15 protein-coding genes are annotated in these 18,886 nt (G+C 60.6%); 4 read left to right on the top strand and 11 right to left on the bottom strand.

What is annotated here, in order from left to right; translation table 11 throughout:
- The first annotated feature begins 8 nt into the window (after window positions 1-8).
- The 3 genes from ACI2KS_RS13555 to ACI2KS_RS13545 all read left to right on the top strand — a co-directional run bounded on the left by ACI2KS_RS13555 (window position 9) and on the right by ACI2KS_RS13545 (window position 3,883).
- On the top strand, window positions 9-584 hold the full coding sequence (locus ACI2KS_RS13555) for an ANTAR domain-containing response regulator (RefSeq protein WP_404620973.1): 576 nt from the start codon (window positions 9-11) through the stop codon (window positions 582-584).
- A gap of 385 nt (window positions 585-969) precedes the next feature.
- Window positions 970-2,181, top strand: a complete 1,212-nt coding sequence (locus ACI2KS_RS13550; RefSeq protein WP_404620971.1) for a nitrate/nitrite transporter — start codon at window positions 970-972, stop codon at window positions 2,179-2,181.
- Between the two features lie 7 nt (window positions 2,182-2,188).
- Complete coding sequence (locus ACI2KS_RS13545) at window positions 2,189-3,883, top strand: protein kinase (RefSeq protein ID WP_404620969.1); 1,695 nt, start codon at window positions 2,189-2,191, stop codon at window positions 3,881-3,883.
- A gap of 180 nt (window positions 3,884-4,063) precedes the next feature.
- On the opposite strand, the gene ACI2KS_RS13540 is transcribed toward ACI2KS_RS13545, so the two are convergent.
- The 8 genes from ACI2KS_RS13540 to ppsA all read right to left on the bottom strand — a co-directional run bounded on the left by ACI2KS_RS13540 (window position 4,064) and on the right by ppsA (window position 12,354).
- Entirely contained in the window at window positions 4,064-5,098 is a 1,035-nt protein-coding gene (locus ACI2KS_RS13540; protein ID WP_404620967.1) for an OmpA family protein, read from the bottom strand.
- Between the two features lie 107 nt (window positions 5,099-5,205).
- Window positions 5,206-5,796: an RNA polymerase sigma factor SigX gene (sigX, locus tag ACI2KS_RS13535; RefSeq protein WP_404620965.1), complete on the bottom strand. Its 591-nt coding sequence runs from the start codon at window positions 5,794-5,796 to the stop codon at window positions 5,206-5,208.
- Window positions 5,797-5,885: 89 nt separating this feature from the next.
- Complete coding sequence (locus tag ACI2KS_RS13530; protein ID WP_404620963.1) at window positions 5,886-6,710, bottom strand: mechanosensitive ion channel domain-containing protein; 825 nt, start codon at window positions 6,708-6,710, stop codon at window positions 5,886-5,888.
- A gap of 2 nt (window positions 6,711-6,712) precedes the next feature.
- The gene (locus ACI2KS_RS13525; protein ID WP_404620961.1) at window positions 6,713-6,976 is read right to left on the bottom strand and encodes a CrfX protein; all 264 of its coding nucleotides are present in this window, start codon (window positions 6,974-6,976) and stop codon (window positions 6,713-6,715) included.
- 87 nt (window positions 6,977-7,063) lie between these two features.
- Window positions 7,064-8,059, bottom strand: coding sequence for a zinc transporter ZntB (locus tag ACI2KS_RS13520; protein ID WP_404620959.1), 996 nt, complete (start codon window positions 8,057-8,059; stop codon window positions 7,064-7,066).
- 43 nt (window positions 8,060-8,102) lie between these two features.
- Complete coding sequence (rraA, locus tag ACI2KS_RS13515; RefSeq protein WP_404620957.1) at window positions 8,103-8,591, bottom strand: ribonuclease E activity regulator RraA; 489 nt, start codon at window positions 8,589-8,591, stop codon at window positions 8,103-8,105.
- Between the two features lie 222 nt (window positions 8,592-8,813).
- Window positions 8,814-9,806, bottom strand: coding sequence for an alpha/beta fold hydrolase (locus ACI2KS_RS13510; protein ID WP_404620955.1), 993 nt, complete (start codon window positions 9,804-9,806; stop codon window positions 8,814-8,816).
- A gap of 172 nt (window positions 9,807-9,978) precedes the next feature.
- Window positions 9,979-12,354: a phosphoenolpyruvate synthase gene (gene ppsA, locus ACI2KS_RS13505; RefSeq protein ID WP_404620953.1), complete on the bottom strand. Its 2,376-nt coding sequence runs from the start codon at window positions 12,352-12,354 to the stop codon at window positions 9,979-9,981.
- Window positions 12,355-12,550: 196 nt separating this feature from the next.
- Here ppsA and ACI2KS_RS13500 point away from each other — a divergent pair, with 196 nt between their 5' ends.
- Window positions 12,551-13,369 (top strand): pyruvate, water dikinase regulatory protein, encoded by an 819-nt coding sequence (locus ACI2KS_RS13500; RefSeq protein WP_404620951.1) that lies wholly within the window; start codon window positions 12,551-12,553, stop codon window positions 13,367-13,369.
- 114 nt (window positions 13,370-13,483) lie between these two features.
- Here ACI2KS_RS13500 and prpF read toward each other — a convergent pair whose 3' ends face one another.
- The 3 genes from prpF to prpC form a co-directional block, all read right to left on the bottom strand.
- Window positions 13,484-14,674, bottom strand: coding sequence for a 2-methylaconitate cis-trans isomerase PrpF (gene prpF, locus ACI2KS_RS13495; protein ID WP_404620949.1), 1,191 nt, complete (start codon window positions 14,672-14,674; stop codon window positions 13,484-13,486).
- Window positions 14,675-14,839: 165 nt separating this feature from the next.
- Window positions 14,840-17,431, bottom strand: a complete 2,592-nt coding sequence (acnD, locus tag ACI2KS_RS13490) for a Fe/S-dependent 2-methylisocitrate dehydratase AcnD (RefSeq protein WP_404621605.1) — start codon at window positions 17,429-17,431, stop codon at window positions 14,840-14,842.
- Window positions 17,432-17,638: 207 nt separating this feature from the next.
- Window positions 17,639-18,766: a 2-methylcitrate synthase gene (prpC, locus tag ACI2KS_RS13485; protein ID WP_404620947.1), complete on the bottom strand. Its 1,128-nt coding sequence runs from the start codon at window positions 18,764-18,766 to the stop codon at window positions 17,639-17,641.
- Window positions 18,767-18,886 lie beyond the last annotated feature (120 nt).

Here is an 18,886-nt window from a genome sequence, read left to right as displayed (position 1 = left end):
GCCTGACCATGCTGCGAATCCTGCTGATCAACGACACACCGAAAAAGGTCGGACGCCTGAAAGCTGCGCTCACCGAAGCCGGGTTCGAGGTGATCGACGAATCAGGCCTGATCATCGACCTGCCCGCACGGGTGCAAGCGGTGCGTCCGGACGTGATTCTCATCGACACCGAATCGCCGGGGCGCGACGTGATGGAGCAGGTGGTACTGGTCACTCGCGACCTGCCGCGGCCAATCGTGATGTTTACCGACGAACATGATCCGGGCGTCATGCGTCAGGCCATCAAGTCCGGCGTCAGCGCCTACATCGTCGAAGGCATTCACGCCCAGCGCCTGCAACCGATTCTCGATGTGGCCATGGCTCGCTTCGAAAGCGACCAGGACCTGCGTGCACAGCTGCACGCCCGCGACCAGCAGTTGGCCGAGCGCAAGCGCATCGAGACCGCCAAGGGACTGCTGATGAAAATGAAAAACTGCAACGAAGAAGAGGCCTACACGCTCATGCGCCGCCAGGCCATGAGTCGACAGCAGAAGCTGGTGCAGGTGGCTGAGCAGATCATTGCCATGAGTGAACTGTTGGGGTGATGGGCGCGGTGGACCCGTGTGCTCTGCAAGCCTGGAAAACACCCGCTATCTCTAGCCGTCCGGCTCGCCGGCGGTGGTGTTCGACAACGGCCACCGCCGACGAGCCGGACGGCTGCACGGCATCACCTTGGGTTTAGCACCCGCATTCATGGCCCACGTTTTGCTAGATGACTGATACAGGTAACCAACGGCGGTTGCCCCACTTTCGACAAAGACGTCGCACACCCCTTCGCCAGGCGCGGACAGGGTTGCGACGTTTTTTCGTTTTGGCCCCGGAAAACGGGCCGGGTGGAGCGCCGGGTTGGTGCTTCACCTGCACGACCTGACCCGTGACGGTGCGACCGCTACCGGCACCGGCAACGATTTCCTGCAGATGAGGTGTTAGATGAATACAAGCTTCTGGAAAGCCGGCCACAAACCTACGCTGTTCGCCGCGTTTCTTTATTTTGACCTGAGCTTCATGGTCTGGTACCTGCTCGGTCCGCTCGCCGTGCAGATCGCCGCCGACCTGCATCTGAGTACCCAGCAACGCGGCCTGATGGTCGCTACACCAATACTGGCAGGCGCTTTCCTGCGCTTGCTGATGGGCATGCTGGTCGACCGGCTATCACCCAAGACAGCGGGCATCATGGGTCAGATCATCGTGATCGTCGCCCTGCTTTGCGCCTGGCAACTGGGCGTGCACAGCTATGAACAAGCGCTGCTGCTCGGCGTTTTCCTGGGCATGGCCGGCGCCTCCTTTGCGGTGGCATTGCCGCTGGCCTCGCAATGGTATCCACCGCAGCATCAGGGTAAAGCCATGGGTATCGCCGGAGCCGGCAACTCCGGGACCGTGTTCGCGGCCCTGATCGCCCCGGTGCTCGCGGCAGGTTTTGGCTGGAGCAACGTGTTCGGCTTTGCCGTCGTGCCCCTGGTCTTGACCCTGATTGCCTTTTCACTGATGGCCCGCAACGCGCCGCAACGGCCCAAGGCCAAATCCATGACCGACTACTTCAAGGCGCTGGGCGACCGTGACAGTTGGTGGTTCATGTTCTTCTACAGCGTTACTTTTGGCGGGTTCATCGGGCTGGCCAGCGCCCTGCCCGGCTACTTCAATGACCAGTATGGCCTGAGCCCGGTGACCGCCGGTTACTACACCGCTGCGTGTGTATTCGGTGGCAGCCTGATGCGCCCTCTAGGCGGCGCACTGGCCGATCGTTTCGGTGGCATCCGCACCCTGTCCGGCATGTATGCGGTAGCGGCGATCTGCATCGCTGCGGTGGGTTTCAACCTGCCAAGCTCGTGGGCGGCGCTGGCATTGTTCGTCGCGGCCATGCTCGGCCTTGGCGCCGGTAATGGCGCGGTGTTTCAACTGGTGCCGCAGCGTTTTCGCAAGGAGATCGGGGTAATGACCGGGCTGATCGGCATGGCGGGCGGCATTGGCGGCTTCCTGCTGGCCGCAGGCCTTGGCGCGATCAAGCAGAACACCGGCGATTATCAACTGGGGCTGTGGCTGTTCGCCTTCCTCGGCGTGCTGGCCTGGTTCGGTCTGATGAACGTCAAGCGTCGCTGGAGAACCACTTGGGGTTCGGCGGCCGTGACCGCAGCCCGCGTCTGAACAGGCGATGAATCAGCCTTTGGCCTCGCAAGCGGCCTCCTCGCCCGGCCTGCAACTGCGCTTCGCCGAGTTCAGCGCCTGCGGGCCGCGGGCAGAGAATCAGGACGCCATGCGCCTGGTCACCCCCGCCCCGGCGCTGGCCGCCAGCAAGGGTTATCTGTTCGCACTGGCTGACGGGGTCAGCCAGTGCCTGGATGGCGGTCTCGCCTCACGTTCGACGCTTCAGGCCCTGGCGATGGATTACTATTCAACGCCCGAGACTTGGGGCGTGGCCCAGGCGCTGGACCGTCTGCTGCTGGCACAGAACCGCTGGCTGTCAGCCAACGGCCTGCTCACCACCCTGAGCGTGCTGGTGTTGCGTGGGCGCCGCTTCACCCTCGGCCATGTCGGCGACTCCCGCGTGTATCGCTGGTTCGGCGGCACGCTGCAGCGCATCAGCGAGGATCACGTCTGGGACCAGCCGGACATGCAACACGTGCTCAAACGCGCGCTGGGCCTGGATCAGTATGTGGTCATGGACTATCTGGACGGCGAGTTGCGCGAAGGCGAGCGTCTGCTGCTGGTCAGCGACGGCGTCTGGTCGACCCTGGACGATGCCAGCATTGGCTCGATCCTCAATGACCAGCATGATCTGGACGCCGCAGTGCGCACGCTGGTCGCTTCTGCGCACCTGGCCGGCAGTCAGGACAATGCCAGCGCACTGCTGATCCACGTCGATCAAGTGGGCAGCGACAGCCTGGCCGACACGTTGATTCAGCTGCAACAGTGGCCAGTGCCTCCCGCACTGAAGACCGGCCAGGCGTTTGAAGGCTGGCAGGTCGAGGAGCGTCTGGGCGACTCGCGACAATCGCTGCTATATCGAGTCCGCGACAGCCAGCAGCAAGCCTGGCTGCTCAAAACCTTGCCTGATGCACGCCGTGATGAAGCCGAGGCTGGTCAGGCACTGCTGCTGGAGGAGTGGTTTTTGCGTCGGGTGGCGGGACGTTTCTTCCCCGAACTGCACCCGCTGCCAGATCGCCAGCACCTGTACTACGTCATGCGCGAATACCCGGGAGCCACGCTGGCGCAGACCTTTGCCCGGCACGGCCCCATGGAACGGGGCCGCTGGATGAGCATGGCACAGGAGCTGATCGGCGCGATCGGCCTGCTGCACCGGCGCAATGTCGTGCATCGCGACATCAAGCCGGAGAATCTGCTGATCGATGATAGCGGCGCGTTGCGCGTGCTGGATTTCGGCCTGGCGTTCTGCCCGGGACTGTCCGCCGACCCAGCTGGCGACACACCCGGCACCCCCAGCTTCATCGCGCCTGAAGCGTTCGAAGGCTGTGCACCCGCCCCATCGATGGACCTGTACGCCGCAAGCGTCACCCTGTATTTCCTGCTGACCGGGCACTATCCCTATGGCGAAATCGAGGCGTTCCAGCATCGGCGCTTCGGCAATCCCGTCCCGCTGAGCCGCTACCGCCCGGATATCCCCGAATGGCTGGAGCGGCATCTGGATCAGGCACTGCAGGCTGATCCGGCCAGGCGCTTCGAGACTGCCGAGCAATGGTTGCTGCATCTGGAAAAAGGCGAGCTCGCCATGCTCGATACCCGAGCGCGACCGTTGCTGGAGCGCGAGCCGGTCAAGGTCTGGCGCACGGTGGCGCTGATCGCGCTCACACTGAACCTGGTGCTGGGGATCTGGTTGCTCAAGCACTGAAATTTGGGGGTTGGTCAGTCGATGCCCGCTAGATCAAGGACCAGTCGCAGCGCTGCCGACGTCCCTGCAGCCCAACTACGAACGCCATCAGGATCGCGCCATTGCAGCCTCGACCCACTGCCTGAAGGTAGAAAAAGAAAAACCCGGCCAAGGCCGGGTTTTCCGTGAAGCGAGGGCTAATTACTTAGCTTGAGCTTCTACTTGTGCTTCTACGCGACGGTTTACAGCGCGGCCAGCTTCAGTTGCGTTGTCAGCAACTGGGCGGGTTTCACCGTAGCCAACCGAGTTAACGCGGTTGGCGCCAACACCGTACTGGTTAACCAGAACTTGTTTAACGGCGCTTGCGCGACGCTCGGACAGTTTCTGGTTGTAAGCGTCAGGACCGACGGAGTCAGTGTGACCTTCAACAGTGGTGGTGGTCTGTGGGTACTGCTTCATGAAGTCAGCCAGGTTCTTGATGTCGCCGTAGCTGTTTGGCTTGACGACCGACTTGTCGAAGTCGAATTTCACGTCCAGCTCAACACGTACGACTTCAGCAACAGCTGGGCAACCATTGGCGTCAACGGTGACGTTGGCCGGGGTGTCCGGGCACTTGTCGACGTTGTCGCAAACGCCGTCGTTGTCGCTGTCGGAGCACACTTCAGCTACTGGAGCCGGTGCTGCTTCAACTTTCTTGGAGCCGCCACCGAAGTTTACGCCGATACCGACGCTAGGCGCCCACTCGGTGTCGCCCTGGTCGATGTTGTACTGAGCTTCAACGCCAGCACGAGCATAGAAGTTGTCGGTGAAGTACAGCTTGGCACCGCCGCCGATGTTGGCGAAGGTGGAGCGGTTACGACCGCCGCTGCCGTTCTGACCGATGCTCTGATCGGAGAAACCAGCCGAGACGTACGGACGCAGCATGTCGCCCGGGTTGTTGAAGTGGTACAGAGCGTCCAGAGCGGTGTTGGCGCCCTTGATGTTCTTGCCATCGTCGCTACGGACGTTGTGCACTTCGTCATAGCCCAGACGCAATTCAACGTCGTCGGTCAGGAAGTAGCCAACAGAACCGCCGAACAGGTTGCCGTCGTTTTTGAAATTACGAGCGCTGTCGAACTGTTCTTTCTTGGCGAAGCCTTCGATTTCGACTGCGCCTTGGCCTTGTGCCAGCGCGCCGAACGAAGTTGCGGCAACAATAGTACCAATGGCCAAGCCCAAGGTGTTTTTCAGTTTCATCCGTTAAATCCCCATCTGGTGATTGTAAAGCAGTCCCACTTATCGAGGGACAACTCATCGGCAAGTCTATCAGAACTTGCCTGCCCGTTAGAGATATTTGCTCCGAGTTAAGTTTCGGTAACGCCTGCAAATTTCTCACGTAATTTATCAAGTGCCCGCTTGTACCGCATTTTCGTTGCACTCAGGCCCATGTGCATTATGTCTGCGATCTCCTGAAATTCCAGCTCTGCAACAAAACGAAGCACCAGAATCTCCCGGTCAATCGGGTTCACATACACAAGCCAGCGATCAAGTCCACCCTTTTCTTCTGGTTTCGGCGCCTTTTCTTCAGACGCTTCCTCTAGGGGGTCCAGACTCAACGCGTCCATCAACCGACGCTTTCGCCGCTCCTTTCTGTACTGCGTAATGCATTCGTTGTACGTGATGCTGTAGAGCCAGGTTTTGAATTTCGATTTTCCCTCGAAATTTTTCAAGCCATACAACACCTTAAGCATCACTTCCTGACAGACATCGTCAGCATCGCGATCGTTCCCTAAATAACGTGCACAGACGTTAAAAAGTGTTCGCTGGTAGCGACGCATCAGCTCCTCGTACGCACGAGTCACATGAAAAAGCTCAGCGTGCGCGCGCGCAACCAACTCCTCATCAGAGAGCTCGCGGGGGTCGTAACGCAGTGAGAGCGATTGGGGTTTATTCAAAACAAATCGTGCCGACAGTCAGATAAATGTCCGCCAGCACCCGGGCTCTCCGGGATTTCGCGGCGGCATACATTAGCAGATTTGCCGGTTCAGCGGCTGCTCACTCGCTGCTCGAGAAGGATTCGGTTCGACAACGATACCAATTCTCCTTCGTCGGTCAGCAGGGTGGTTTTCACCGTGCCAATCTCTTCGATCTGCCCTTCGACCTCTCCAATACGCACTTGTTGCCCTACCTGATACAACTCCCGCACATAAATTCCGGCCAGGATCTGGCTCGCGATTTCGCGGCTGCCCAGGCCCATGGCCAGCGCAACTGCCAGACCAACGGTAATCAACGCGATCACGATCACGTGGTTGAGCAGGTCGGTCTTTACTTCCAGCTGGCTGATCGCCACCGAAATGCTGATGATGATGACCAGCCACTGGGCGATCCGACCCAGCCCTGCCGCGTAATCCAGCCCGACGCCTTCGGCCGCGCCGCGCACGATCCCGTTGACCAGTTGCGCCAATAGCACACCTACCAGCAGCACCAGCGCGGCGCCGAACACCTTCGGCAGGTACAGGGCAAGCATGTCCAGCGTTGCCGAGACTCGCTCAAGGCCGAGGGATTCTGCCGCCGACACCAGGAAAATCAAAAGCACAAACCAATACACGATCTTTCCGATCAGCGTCGAAATCGGGACTTGAACCCCGGCGCGACTGATCAGTTTGGTCAGACCGGTGCCGCCCATCAAACGGTCCAGTCCCAGCTTTGCCAACAGCTTGGATAACAGGGTATCGAGCAGCTTGGCCACCACGAAACCGAGCAGAACAACCACCAGAGCGCCGAACAGATTCGGGATGAAGTTCGCGACTTTGGTCCACAACGCAGTCATTGCGGTGACCAGGCTCTGTGTCCAGAGATCCAATTCCATATTCAATCAGCCTTGTTTTGAGCACCGGGAACAGTCGTACCGGCCATCGTTGCCTTGCGGCGGGAAACAGGTGAAACGTGAGCCGAGCCGTTGTTCACGGCAATCATCAATGCTTGCGTACAACGGCCGAGCAGACCAAACAGGTCGCCCGCGCCGACCTGGCGGTTGGCCGTCTTCAGCACACGCCCCAGGGCAGCATCATCATCCCGGCTGGAGGACGAAGAATTGAGCATGTCGCGCAGTGATTCTTCAAACGGGTCGTGCATAGGCACCTCACGCAATGTCACTGAAAGACGCAGGCAATTTTGCATGAGTCACAAAGCGCCTCCCGATACGGCGCGTTTTTTTGCCCATCAGACCCACCGCAGACGCTTGAACACCCACAATTGCCCCAGCGCAACCACCACCATCAACGCACATGCCACGAGAAAACCGTACGGGCTGCTGGAGCCGGGTATACCTCCGACATTGATGCCCAGCAGACCGGTGAGAAAGCTCATCGGCAGGAAGATCCCGGTGATGATGCCGAACCGGTACATGGTACGGTTCATCCGTTCGGAGAGGCGTCTGTCTTCGGCCTCAAGCACCAGCCCTACACGCTCTCGGGTCAGTTCCAGCTCTTCCAGATAACGCGTCAGACTGTTGTTCAACTCGTTCCAGTAGTCAGCATCGTCTTCCACGAACCACGGCATCTTGCTGCGGGTCAACTGAGCGTAGATTTCCCGCTGCGGCGCCAGAAAACGACGAAGCCCGGCCGCCCTTCTGCGGATATGCACCATGTTGCCGTGCTCGGGCATGTACCGTTCGTCGGCGTCTATGCGTTCTTCCATGTCATCGACCAGTTCAGTGAGCTCACTGACCACTGCCTGGACCTTGTCGGTGAGTAACTGGGCCAGAAACAACAGCAGCTCCGACGCCGTCTTCGGACCTTTGCCGGCGTTCAGCAGCTCGATCAATTCGTCGGTTGCCCGCAAGGAACGCAGGCGCAGGGAAATCACCTGCTGGGCGGCGGCGAAGATCCGCACCGACACCATATCTTCAGGCTCTGCACCGGGATTGAGATTGACCCCACGCAAAAACAGCAGCAGCTCATCGTCTGGCAGCGACAGCAGCCGCGGCCGGGTGTTTTCTTCAAGCATCAGGTCGCAGACGAACTCACTCAGGCCACTGGCGCTGCGCAACCACGTCTGTGTCTGCGGATGACTTCGGTCCCAATGCAGCCACACGCTTTGTTGGGGTTCGAGCTGCAGGCAATCAAGCTCGGTTCGAGGGATCGAACGCGCCCCGCCCTTGCCGTCCAGCACCAGGGCGTGTACCAGCCCCCACTGGGCGTTTGTTTCGTCGAACATTCAGTGTCCTTGCTGTACCGCATGAGCTGGAAGAGAAAGCCGCTCAGCCCGGCATTGTCAAAAGCGATGGCGACACGATGATGCCGTTGTTGTCCGCATACACGTATTCGCCCGGGCGAAAGGTAACGCCGCCGAAGGTCACCGCCACGTTCAGGTCACCCAGGCCGCGCTTGTCGGTCTTGAGCGGGTGACTGGCCAACGCCTGCACACCGAGATCGGTCTGCGCCAGCACATCGACGTCACGCACGCAGCCGTAGATGATCATCCCTTCCCAGCCGTTACCGGCGGCTTTTTCCGCCAGCAAATCACCGAGCAGCGCACAGCGCAGCGAACCTCCGCCATCGACCACCAGCACCTTGCCCTTGCCGTTCTCAGCCGCCTGGTCACGCACCAGCGAATTGTCTTCGAAGCACTTGAGGGTGACGATCTCTCCGCCGAAGGAATCGCGGCCACCAAAGTTGCTGAACATTGGCTCGACCACCTGAACCTTTTCAGGGTAGGCGTCGCACAAATCCGGAGTGATGTAGTGCATGGGTAACTCCTGTCAGTGAAGGCTTGGCTTACAAGGATAAACCCGCTGCGGCAGGTTCGGGTGTCACGCACGTCTGACCGCGCCAGTGATCACAATACTTCCTTATATAGAACAAAAGCCTGACCGACGAGTCTTGTGTACCCATCCAGGCGGCACGACCACTCAATCGAGGGGTAGCTTAGCGTCAAGCGCTCCGCGAGGAAATCCTTGAACCAGCTTGAATCAAGGAGTTACCAACGTGTTCAGCGTTGATTCAGCATTAACGCTATGAATTCGACGATTCAACCAGTCAGCGATCCTCGGCCAGACCTGCGTCTGCGCGGCCTTGCTGACCAGCATCTGGACATGGCCGAAATCTTCACTCAAGCCCTGATCGCGACCCAGGCACATGAACTCCTTGTCGATGGAGCCGAACTGCTCGAAGAGCTCGCGACAGGCCCAGGCCGGGTCTTGATGATCCCCTCCCCCCGCAACGCACAGCACCGGGACCCGGACCTGGGCCAGCCCCGACCACCAGTCATCCTTTTTGTCGCCAAAGCGGCCGAACAGACCGTGCCAGCGCATGGCTTCAAGGACGATGCCCATTGGCTCATCCTCGGGCCCGCGCTTGAAACGCGGGCCGGACACGTGTTCGAAGCGCTTGAGCAGCAATCGCGTGCTCCACTGTAAAGGGGGCACCTTCAACGGCCAGTAGTTGCGCGTGATCTGGCTGCCGAACAACGCGGCTGACGCCACTTGCTCATGGCCCAGGTAATGCCCGCCAAGGGCCGCAGCCAGGGTGGTGCCGCCCAGCGAGTGACCGATCCAGTGCGGCACCTGCCCACTCTGCTCGATGACGAATGCTGCAATGGCCGGCAGATCATAACGGGCATAATCGGCAACGCGGTTGTGCCGGAACGCCTCATTGCGCGCCGACAGCCCATGACCGCGCATTTCCGGAATCCACACATCGAACCCGGCACGGGCCAGAAACGCGCCCAGGCCGATGCCTTTGGGCGAGTACCAGAAACGTCGATTGGAAAAGCTGCCATGCAGCAGGATCACCGGAACGCCGCGCACGTCGGGCGTAGCCACACGACCCAGGCGGGTCACCGCCAATTCGACGGTGAAGTCCAGGCTGTTGCCGGGTTTGAGGCGGTATACGTCCTCGATCAGATCGCCACGTCGCTCGGCACTGATCAAGGCCACAGGAAATAGATGGCTGCTGCTTTGCATATTGCTCTTGCTTGACTCTGAAATGGCGCATCGCCTGGATAGCACGCCGGGGCTGTCCCGGCGCTGAACCCTGGTATGAAAAAGTCGCATAAAAAAGGGCGGACTCATCAAGACCGCCCTCCTTTCAGAACACCGGCCCATCGAAACGGGCCAGCATCTTACTCGATTTACCTTAAGTTGGAGCTTCCTCTTCGGACAGGAAGAACCAGGTCTCCAGCACCGAATCGGGGTTCAGCGAAACGCTTTCGATACCCTGTTCCATCAGCCAGCGCGCCAGATCCGGGTGATCGGACGGGCCCTGACCGCAGATGCCGATGTACTTGCCAGCCTTGTTGCACGCCTGAATGGCGTTGGACAGCAGCTTCTTGACCGCCGGGTTACGTTCGTCGAACAGATGCGCGATGATCCCCGAATCGCGATCCAGGCCCAGGGTCAACTGGGTCAGGTCGTTGGAGCCGATGGAGAAACCGTCGAAGAACTCCAGGAACTCCTCGGCCAGGATGGCGTTGGATGGCAGTTCGCACATCATGATCACGCGCAGGCCATTGTCGCCACGCGCCAGGCCGTTTTCCGCCAGCAGGTCGATCACCTGACTCGCCTCGCCCAGGGTGCGCACGAACGGCACCATGATTTCGACGTTGGTCAGACCCATCTCGTTGCGCACGCGCTTGAGGGCACGGCACTCGAGCTCGAAGCAGTCGCGGAAATTTTCGCTGATGTAACGCGAAGCACCACGGAAACCCAGCATCGGGTTTTCTTCTTCGGGCTCGTACAGCTTGCCGCCGATCAGGTTGGCGTATTCGTTGGACTTGAAGTCCGACAGACGCACGATGACTTTTTTCGGCGAAAACGCCGCGGCCAGGGTGCTGATGCCTTCTACCAGTTTCTCGACGTAGAAACCGACCGGATCGTCGTAACCGGCGATTCGCTTGTCAACGCTTTCCTTGATGTCCAGCGGCAGGTTCGGGTAGTTCAGCAGCGCCTTGGGGTGCACGCCGATCATGCGGTTGATGATGAACTCCAGGCGCGCCAGGCCGATACCGGCGTTGGGCAGCTGGGCGAAGTCGAACGCGCGATCGGGGTTGCCGACGTTCATCATGATCTTGAACGGCAGTTCCGGCATCGCGTCGACGGAGTTCTGCTTGATGTCGAAGCCCAGTTCGCCTTCGAAGATATAACCGGTATCGCCTTCGGCACAGGAAACCGTCACGCCTTGGCCATCTTTCAACAGCTCGGTCGCGTTGCCACAACCCACCACGGCCGGGATACCCAGCTCACGGGCGATGATCGCTGCGTGACAGGTACGGCCACCACGGTTGGTGACGATGGCACTGGCGCGCTTCATCACCGGTTCCCAGTCCGGGTCGGTCATGTCGGACACCAGCACGTCGCCGGCCTGGACCTTGTCCATCTCGGACACGTCCTTGATGATCCGCACCTTGCCGGCGCCGATGCGCTGACCGATGGCCCGACCTTCAGCCAGCACGGTGCCCTTCTCTTTAAGCAGGTAGCGTTCCATGACGTTGCCGGCGCTGCGGCTCTTCACGGTTTCAGGACGCGCCTGAACAATGTAGAGCTTGCCGTCGTCACCGTCCTTGGCCCATTCGATGTCCATCGGGCACTGGTAGTGCTTCTCGATGATCATCGCCTGACGCGCCAGGTTGCTGACTTCTTCGTCACTCAGGCAGAAACGCGCACGGTCGGCGGCTTCAACGTCGATCACTTTGACCGACTTGCCCGCCGTGGCCTCCTCGCCGTAAATCATCTTGATTGCCTTGCTGCCCAGGTTGCGGCGCAGGATCGCCGGGCGACCGGCTTCAAGGGTGTTTTTGTGGACGTAGAATTCGTCGGGGTTGACCGCGCCCTGCACGACGGTTTCGCCCAGGCCGTAGGCGCCGGTGATGAACACCACGTCACGGAAACCCGATTCGGTGTCCAGGGTGAACATCACCCCGGCGGTGCCGGTTTCGGAACGCACCATGCGCTGTACGCCAGCGGACAACGCCACCAGCTTGTGATCGAAGCCCTGGTGCACGCGGTACGAAATGGCGCGGTCATTGAACAGCGATGCGAAGACTTCCTTCGCTGCGCGAATCACGTTTTCCACGCCACGGATATTGAGGAAGGTTTCCTGCTGACCGGCGAAAGATGCATCGGGCAGGTCTTCAGCGGTGGCCGAAGAACGCACGGCAACGGCGATGTCCGGATTGCCGGCCGACAGCGTGGCGAAGGCGGTACGGATTTCGGCGTTGAGCTTCTCGGGAAATTGGGCCTCCATGATCCACTGACGAATCTGCGCTCCGGTTTTGGCCAGCGCGTTGACGTCGTCGACATCCAGGGCATCGAGTGCCGCATGTATCTGATCGTTCAGACCACTTTGCTCAAGAAAATCACGATAGGCCTGAGCTGTAGTGGCGAAGCCACCGGGTACGGACACGCCTGCGTCCGCCAGGTTGCTGATCATCTCGCCGAGGGATGCGTTCTTGCCCCCCACGTGCTCAACATCATGTTTGCCGAGCTTATCGAGGGAAACTACGTACTCTACCAAGGTGATCTCTCCACTAACCGATTTGTTGTTGGGAAAAGCTTTGGCGCTGGAACCGCAGGAAATACGGATTCTGCGCGCTTGTGGTCTGGATCCTGAAAATCTGCAACTTGAAAACAGCTAGAATGCAGCCAGTCATGGCGTGCAAGCGCGCCTATGATATCCAAGAATCGTCACCAGCTTAAGGCCCAGGGCGCAAATGAAACGATCTGCTTTTTTTATCTCCGACGGCACCGGCATCACCGCCGAAACCCTTGGCCAGAGCCTGCTAGCGCAGTTTGAAAACATAACGTTCAACAAGTTCACGAGGCCCTATATCGACAGCGTCGAAAAGGCCCGTGCCATGGTCCAGCAAATCAACAAGGCCGCCGAGAAGGACGAGGTGCGGCCGATCATCTTCGACACCATCGTCAACCAGGACATCCGCGAAATCCTGGCCACCTCCGACGGGTTCATGATCGACATTTTCTCGACCTTCCTGGCCCCGCTTGAGCAGGAGCTTAGTTCACACTCCTCCTACTCGGTGGGCAAATCACACTCCATCGGTCACAACTCCAACTACATGGAGCGCATCGAGGCAGTGAACTTCGCCCTGGACAACGACGACGGCGCCCGGACCCACTACTACGACAAGGCCGACATCATTCTGGTGGGCGTTTCGCGCTGTGGGAAGACGCCTACCTGTCTATACATGGCCATGCAATTTGGCATCCGTGCCGCCAACTACCCGCTGACCGAAGACGACATGGAGCGCCTGCAATTGCCGGCGGCGCTCAAGCAGCACCGCAACAAACTGTTCGGCCTGACCATCGACCCCGACCGGCTGACCGCCATCCGCCATGAGCGCAAGCCCAATAGCCGCTATTCGAGCTTCGCCCAGTGCGAATTCGAAGTGCGCGAGGTAGAAAGCCTGTTTCGCCGCGAGAACATCCCGAACATCAACTCCACCCATTTTTCGGTCGAAGAAATTTCAGCCAAAGTGCTGGTGGAGAAAGGCGTGGAGCGGCGCTTCAAATAAACGGCGAGGTTGCCCATTGTAGGAGTGAGCTTGCTCGTGATTGCTTCGCATCCCCCCCGATGGGTCGGATACCACCGAATCGCGAGCAAGCTCACTCCTACACAATGGCGCAGCCTAGAAACAATCGCCCGGCACCCGCACCCAGCCTTCCATCAGCACTCGTGCGCTACGGCTCATGATGGCTTTCCTGACTTGCCATTGGCCATCGAGCAAAACCGCCTCTGCGCCCACCCGCAAGGTGCCCGACGGGTGGCCGAAGCGCACCGCACTGCGCTCGCCGCCACCGGCTGCCAGATTGACCAGGGTGCCCGGAATCGCCGCCGCCGTGCCGATCGCCACCGCTGCGGTGCCCATCATGGCGTGGTGCAGCTTGCCCATGGACATGGCGCGCACCAGCAAATCGGTGTCCTGGGCTGTTACCCGCTTGCCGCTCGATGAGGTGTACTCAACCGGCGCTGCGACGAACGCCACTTTTGGCGTGTGCTGACGCCTGGCCACCTCGTCGACATTCGAGATCAAGCCCATGCGCACGGCGCCGTAGGCCCGAATGGTTTCGAACCGGTTGAGCGCCGCCGGATCGCCGTTGATCACGTCCTGCAACTCAGTGCCGGTGTAGCCGATGTCGCCGGCGTTGACGAAAATCGTCGGGATGCCCGCGTTGATCAGGGTCACCTTGAGTGTGCCGACACCCGGCACCTCCAGTTCATCCACCAGATTGCCGGTGGGGAACATCGAACCACCGGCGCCCTCCTCTTCGGCGGCCGGGTCCATGAACTCCAGCCGCACCTCGGCCGCAGGAAAGGTCACACCGTCCAGCTCGAAGTCGCCGGTTTCCTGGACCGCGCCGTCCGTGATGGGCACGTGGGCGATGATGGTCTTGCCGATGTTGGCCTGCCAGATCCGGATCACCGCGACGCCGTTGTGCGGCACACGCGCGGCATCGACCAGGCCGTTGCTGATAGCGAATGGCCCGACCGCTGCGGACAGGTTGCCGCAGTTGCCGCTCCAGTCGACAAAGGGTTTGTCGATGGACACCTGGCCGAAGAGGTAATCAACATCGTGATCGGCCTTGATGCTCTTGGACAGAATCACCGTCTTGCTGGTACTCGATGTCGCGCCGCCCATGCCGTCGATCTGTTTGGCGTAAGGGTCAGGGCTGCCGATGACCCGCAGCAACAGGGCATCACGGGCAGGACCGGGCACTTGCGCCGCCTCGGGCAGGTCCTGCAGGCGGAAAAACACGCCCTTGCTGGTGCCGCCGCGCATATAGGTCGCGGGAATCTTGATTTGCGCTGTATGAGCCATGAATCGCTTTCCTTTTATAGAACAGGCGCCCAGCGTCAGCACGCAGCGCCACTGGAGGGTCAGCACCTGTAGCAGCCCGGCTTGCCGGCGGTAGCGATCTCACATCCGCCAGCGCCGGCAAGCGGCAGTGTTACTGGTGCAGGCAACCCTTCTGATCATTCAACATCAAGCCACCGAGGACTCCAGGAAGTCCTGGGCGAATCGCTGCAGCACACCGCCAGCTTCATAGATCGACAGCTCCTCACCGGTATCCAGACGGCAGGTGACCGGCACCTGCACGCGTTCGCCATTCTTGCGCACGATCACCAGCGTCAATGTCGCGCGCGGCGTACGCTCGCCAATCACGTCGAAAGTCTCGGTGCCGTCGATGCCCAGCGTCAGGCGCGTGGTGCCGGGCTTGAACTCCAGCGGCAATACGCCCATCCCCACCAGGTTGGTGCGGTGGATGCGCTCGAAACCTTCCGCGACGATGGCTTCCACACCCGCCAGGCGCACGCCCTTGGCTGCCCAGTCGCGAGACGACCCCTGACCGTAATCGGCACCGGCCACGATGATCAGCGGCTGTTTACGCTCCATGTAAGTCTCGATGGCTTCCCACATGCGGGCGACCTTGCCTTCCGGCTCGATTCGCGCCAGCGAGCCCTGTTTGACCTTGCCGTTTTCTACCACCATTTCGTTGAACAGCTTGGGGTTGGCGAAGGTCGCCCGTTGCGCCGTCAAGTGATCGCCCCGATGGGTCGCGTAAGAATTGAAGTCCTCCTCCGGCAGGCCCATTTTCGCCAGGTATTCGCCTGCCGCGCTGTCGAGCATGATGGCGTTGGAAGGCGACAGGTGATCGGTGGTGATGTTGTCCGGCAGCACCGCCAGCGGGCGCATGCCCTTGAGGGTACGTTCGCCGGCCAGTGCGCCTTCCCAATAGGGCGGTCGGCGAATGTAGGTGCTCATCGCCCGCCAGTCGTACAACGGCTCGACTTTCGGGCCGGTGTCTTCATGGATGGCGAACATCGGGATGTAGACCTGGCGGAACTGCTCCGGCTTCACCGACGCCTTGACCACTGCGTCGATTTCCTCGTCAGTCGGCCAGATGTCTTTCAAGCGTATTGGCTGACCGTCTGCGCCGATGCCCAGCACGTCTTTCTCGATGTCGAAGCGAATCGTGCCGGCGATGGCGTAGGCAACCACCAGCGGCGGCGAAGCCAGGAACGCCTGTTTGGCGTAGGGATGGATACGCCCGTCGAAGTTGCGGTTGCCCGAGAGTACGGCGGTGGCATACAGATCGCGGTCGATGATTTCCTGCTGGATCACCGGGTCCAGCGCGCCGGACATACCGTTGCAGGTGGTGCAGGCGAAACCCACCACGCCAAACCCCAGTTGCTCCAGCTCGCTGGTCAGCCCGGCTTCATCCAGGTACAGCGCCACCGTCTTGGAGCCTGGCGCCAGCGAGGACTTGACCCACGGCTTGCGGGTCAGGCCATGCGCGTTGGCGTTGCGCGCCAGCAGACCCGCGGCGATGACGTTGCGCGGGTTGCTGGTGTTGGTGCAGCTGGTAATGGCGGCGATGATCACCGCGCCATCGGGCATCAGGCCCGGCGTGTCTTGCCAGGCGCCGGCGATGCCCCTGGCCGCCAGTTCGGAGGTCGCGACTCGGGCATGCGGATTCGAAGGTCCGGCCATGTTGCGCACCACGCTGGACAGATCGAAGCTGAGCACACGCTCGTACTCGGCGCTGACCAGCGTGTCTGCCCACAGCCCGGTTTCCCGGGCGAAGGTTTCCACCAGCTTGACTTGCTGGTCTTCGCGGCCGGTGAGCTTGAGGTAGTCGATGGTTTGCTGGTCGATCGCGAACATCGCCGCCGTCGCGCCGTATTCCGGGGCCATGTTGGAGATGGTCGCGCGGTCGCCCAGGGTCAGCGCGCTGGCGCCTGCCCCATAGAACTCGAGCCACGCACCGACGACCTTCTGCTGGCGCAGGTATTCGGTCAGCGCCAGCACCACGTCGGTGGCGGTGATGCCTGGCTGCGGACGGCCGGAGAGCTCGACGCCAATGATGTCCGGCAGGCGCATCCAGGAGGCGCGGCCGAGCATGACGTTCTCCGCCTCCAGCCCACCCACGCCGATGGCGATCACACCCAGTGCATCAACGTGCGGCGTATGGCTGTCGGTGCCCACCAGGGTATCCGGGAACGCCACGCCATCGAGGGTCTGGATCACCGGCGACATCCGCTCCAGATTGATCTGGTGCATGATGCCGTTGCCCGGCGGAATCACTTCGACGTTCTTGAACGCCTGCTTGGTCCAGTTGATGAAATGAAAACGGTCTTCGTTGCGGCGGTCTTCGATGGCGCGGTTCTTGGTGAAGGCGTCAGGATCGAAGCCGCCGCACTCGACCGCCAGCGAATGGTCGACAATCAGTTGCACCGGCACCACGGGATTGACCTGCGCCGGGTCGCCACCCATGTCAGCGATCGCATCGCGCAGACCGGCAAGGTCCACCAGCGCGGTCTGGCCGAGAATGTCATGGCACACCACCCGCGCCGGGAACCACGGGAAGTCCAGATCGCGCTTGCGCTCGATCAGTTGCGTCAGCGACGCCTCGAGGGTTGCCGGATCGCAACGGCGCACCAGGTTTTCGGCCAGCACGCGGGAGGTATAAGGCAGTGTGGCGTACGCACCTGGCTTGATCGCATCGACCGCCTCGCGGGCGTCGAAGTAGTCCAGTGCGCTGCCTGGCAGCTTCTTGCGGTGTTGAGTGTTCATCATCAGGACTCGGTCACGGTTATGTTCAAAGGTGAGGCCTTGCACCGGGGCTGAACCGAAAACCGACCCTGTACTCCAGGAGTGAGCTTGTTCGCGATAGCGCAGGCCAGTCGACATAGATGTCGCATGTGACTGTGTATCGCGAGCAAGCTCACTCCTACGGGGGTCTGCGTCTTACCCGGCGGCCGGTGCAAAATTCCCCACCATTCAGCGCTGTTCGATTGGCACGAACTTGCGCTGCTCGACGCCGATGTATTCGGCGCTCGGACGGATGATGCGGTTATTGGCACGCTGCTCGAACACGTGGGATGCCCAGCCGGTCAGGCGCGAGCAGACGAAAATCGGCGTGAACAGCTTGGTCGGGATGCCCATGAAGTGGTACGCCGAGGCGTGGTAGAAATCGGCGTTGGGGAACAGCTTCTTCTGCTCCCACATGGTCTTGTCGATGGCCTGGGAAACCGGGAAAAGCACCGTATCACCCACCTCATCAGCGAGTTTTTTCGACCAGCCCTTGATCACCTCGTTGCGCGGATCGTTGTCCTTATAGATCGCGTGGCCGAAGCCCATGATCTTGTCCTTGCGCTCAAGCATGGCCAAGGTGCCCTGGGTCGCCTCTTCGGCGGACGAAAACTTCTGGATCATCTCCATCGCCGCTTCGTTGGCGCCGCCGTGCAGCGGTCCGCGCAAGGTGCCGATGGCGGCAGTGATGCAGGAGTACAGATCCGAAAGCGTCGAGGCGCACACCCGCGCCGTGAAAGTCGAGGCGTTGAACTCGTGCTCTGCATAGAGGATCAGCGACACGTCCATGACCTTGCGGTGCAGATCGCTCGGCGTCTTGTCCAGCAGCAGTTTGAGGAAGTGACCACCGATGGACACCTCATCGGTCACGCAGTCGATGCGCTTGCCGTCATGGCTGAAGCGATACCAGTAGCACATGATCGCCGGGAAGGCGGCCAGCAGCCGGTCAGTGGATTGGCCCTGTTGCTTGAAGCTGGCTTCCGGCTCCAGGTTGCCGAGCATCGAACAACCGGTGCGCATCACGTCCATCGGGTGGGCGTCGGCCGGGATGCGCTCGAGCACTTCCTTGAGCGCTTGCGGCAGGTCACGCAGGCCCTGAAGCTTGGTCAGATACCCATCGAGCTGCGACTGGGTCGGCAGCTCACCGTACAAGAGCAGATAAGCGACTTCTTCGAATCGGGCATCGGCGGCCAGTTCACGCACGTCATAACCACGATAAGTCAGCCCGGCACCGGCCTGACCTACGGTCGACAGGGCGGTCTGTCCGGCGACCTGACCACGCAGGCCAGCCCCACTCAATACTTTTGCTTCAGCCATTGCTGTCTCCAATCTTGAAATTTTTAGGGAATCGGCAATTCAGTTGCAGACATTCTCAGAGCAATCACGGTGCCCGTCGCGAACATCATCTGTAGCAGCACGGCTTGCCGGCGGTGGCGT

The organism is Pseudomonas sp. NPDC087358, from assembly GCF_044900785.1.
Lineage (GTDB): Bacteria > Pseudomonadota > Gammaproteobacteria > Pseudomonadales > Pseudomonadaceae > Aquipseudomonas.
Note: the sequence above shows the minus strand (reverse complement) of the source record. Positions and strands in the feature narration are given on the sequence as shown.

Bases quoted from the DNA above. Each gene is read 5' to 3' on its own strand.
- ACI2KS_RS13540 (WP_404620967.1), bottom strand. From the start codon at position 5,098: ATGAAACTGAAAAACACCTTGGGCTTGGCCATTGGTACTATTGTTGCC.
- ACI2KS_RS13500 (WP_404620951.1), top strand. From the start codon at position 12,551: ATGAAACGATCTGCTTTTTTTATCTCCGACGGCACCGGCATCACCGCC.
- ACI2KS_RS13550 (WP_404620971.1), top strand. From the start codon at position 970: ATGAATACAAGCTTCTGGAAAGCCGGCCACAAACCTACGCTGTTCGCC.
- acnD (WP_404621605.1), bottom strand. From the start codon at position 17,431: ATGAACACTCAACACCGCAAGAAGCTGCCAGGCAGCGCACTGGACTAC.
- prpF (WP_404620949.1), bottom strand. From the start codon at position 14,674: ATGGCTCATACAGCGCAAATCAAGATTCCCGCGACCTATATGCGCGGC.
- ACI2KS_RS13530 (WP_404620963.1), bottom strand. From the start codon at position 6,710: ATGGAATTGGATCTCTGGACACAGAGCCTGGTCACCGCAATGACTGCG.
- ACI2KS_RS13545 (WP_404620969.1), top strand. From the start codon at position 2,189: ATGAATCAGCCTTTGGCCTCGCAAGCGGCCTCCTCGCCCGGCCTGCAA.
- ACI2KS_RS13555 (WP_404620973.1), top strand. From the start codon at position 9: ATGCTGCGAATCCTGCTGATCAACGACACACCGAAAAAGGTCGGACGC.
- rraA (WP_404620957.1), bottom strand. From the start codon at position 8,591: ATGCACTACATCACTCCGGATTTGTGCGACGCCTACCCTGAAAAGGTT.
- ACI2KS_RS13520 (WP_404620959.1), bottom strand. From the start codon at position 8,059: ATGTTCGACGAAACAAACGCCCAGTGGGGGCTGGTACACGCCCTGGTG.
- ACI2KS_RS13525 (WP_404620961.1), bottom strand. From the start codon at position 6,976: ATGCACGACCCGTTTGAAGAATCACTGCGCGACATGCTCAATTCTTCG.
- ACI2KS_RS13510 (WP_404620955.1), bottom strand. From the start codon at position 9,806: ATGCAAAGCAGCAGCCATCTATTTCCTGTGGCCTTGATCAGTGCCGAG.
- prpC (WP_404620947.1), bottom strand. From the start codon at position 18,766: ATGGCTGAAGCAAAAGTATTGAGTGGGGCTGGCCTGCGTGGTCAGGTC.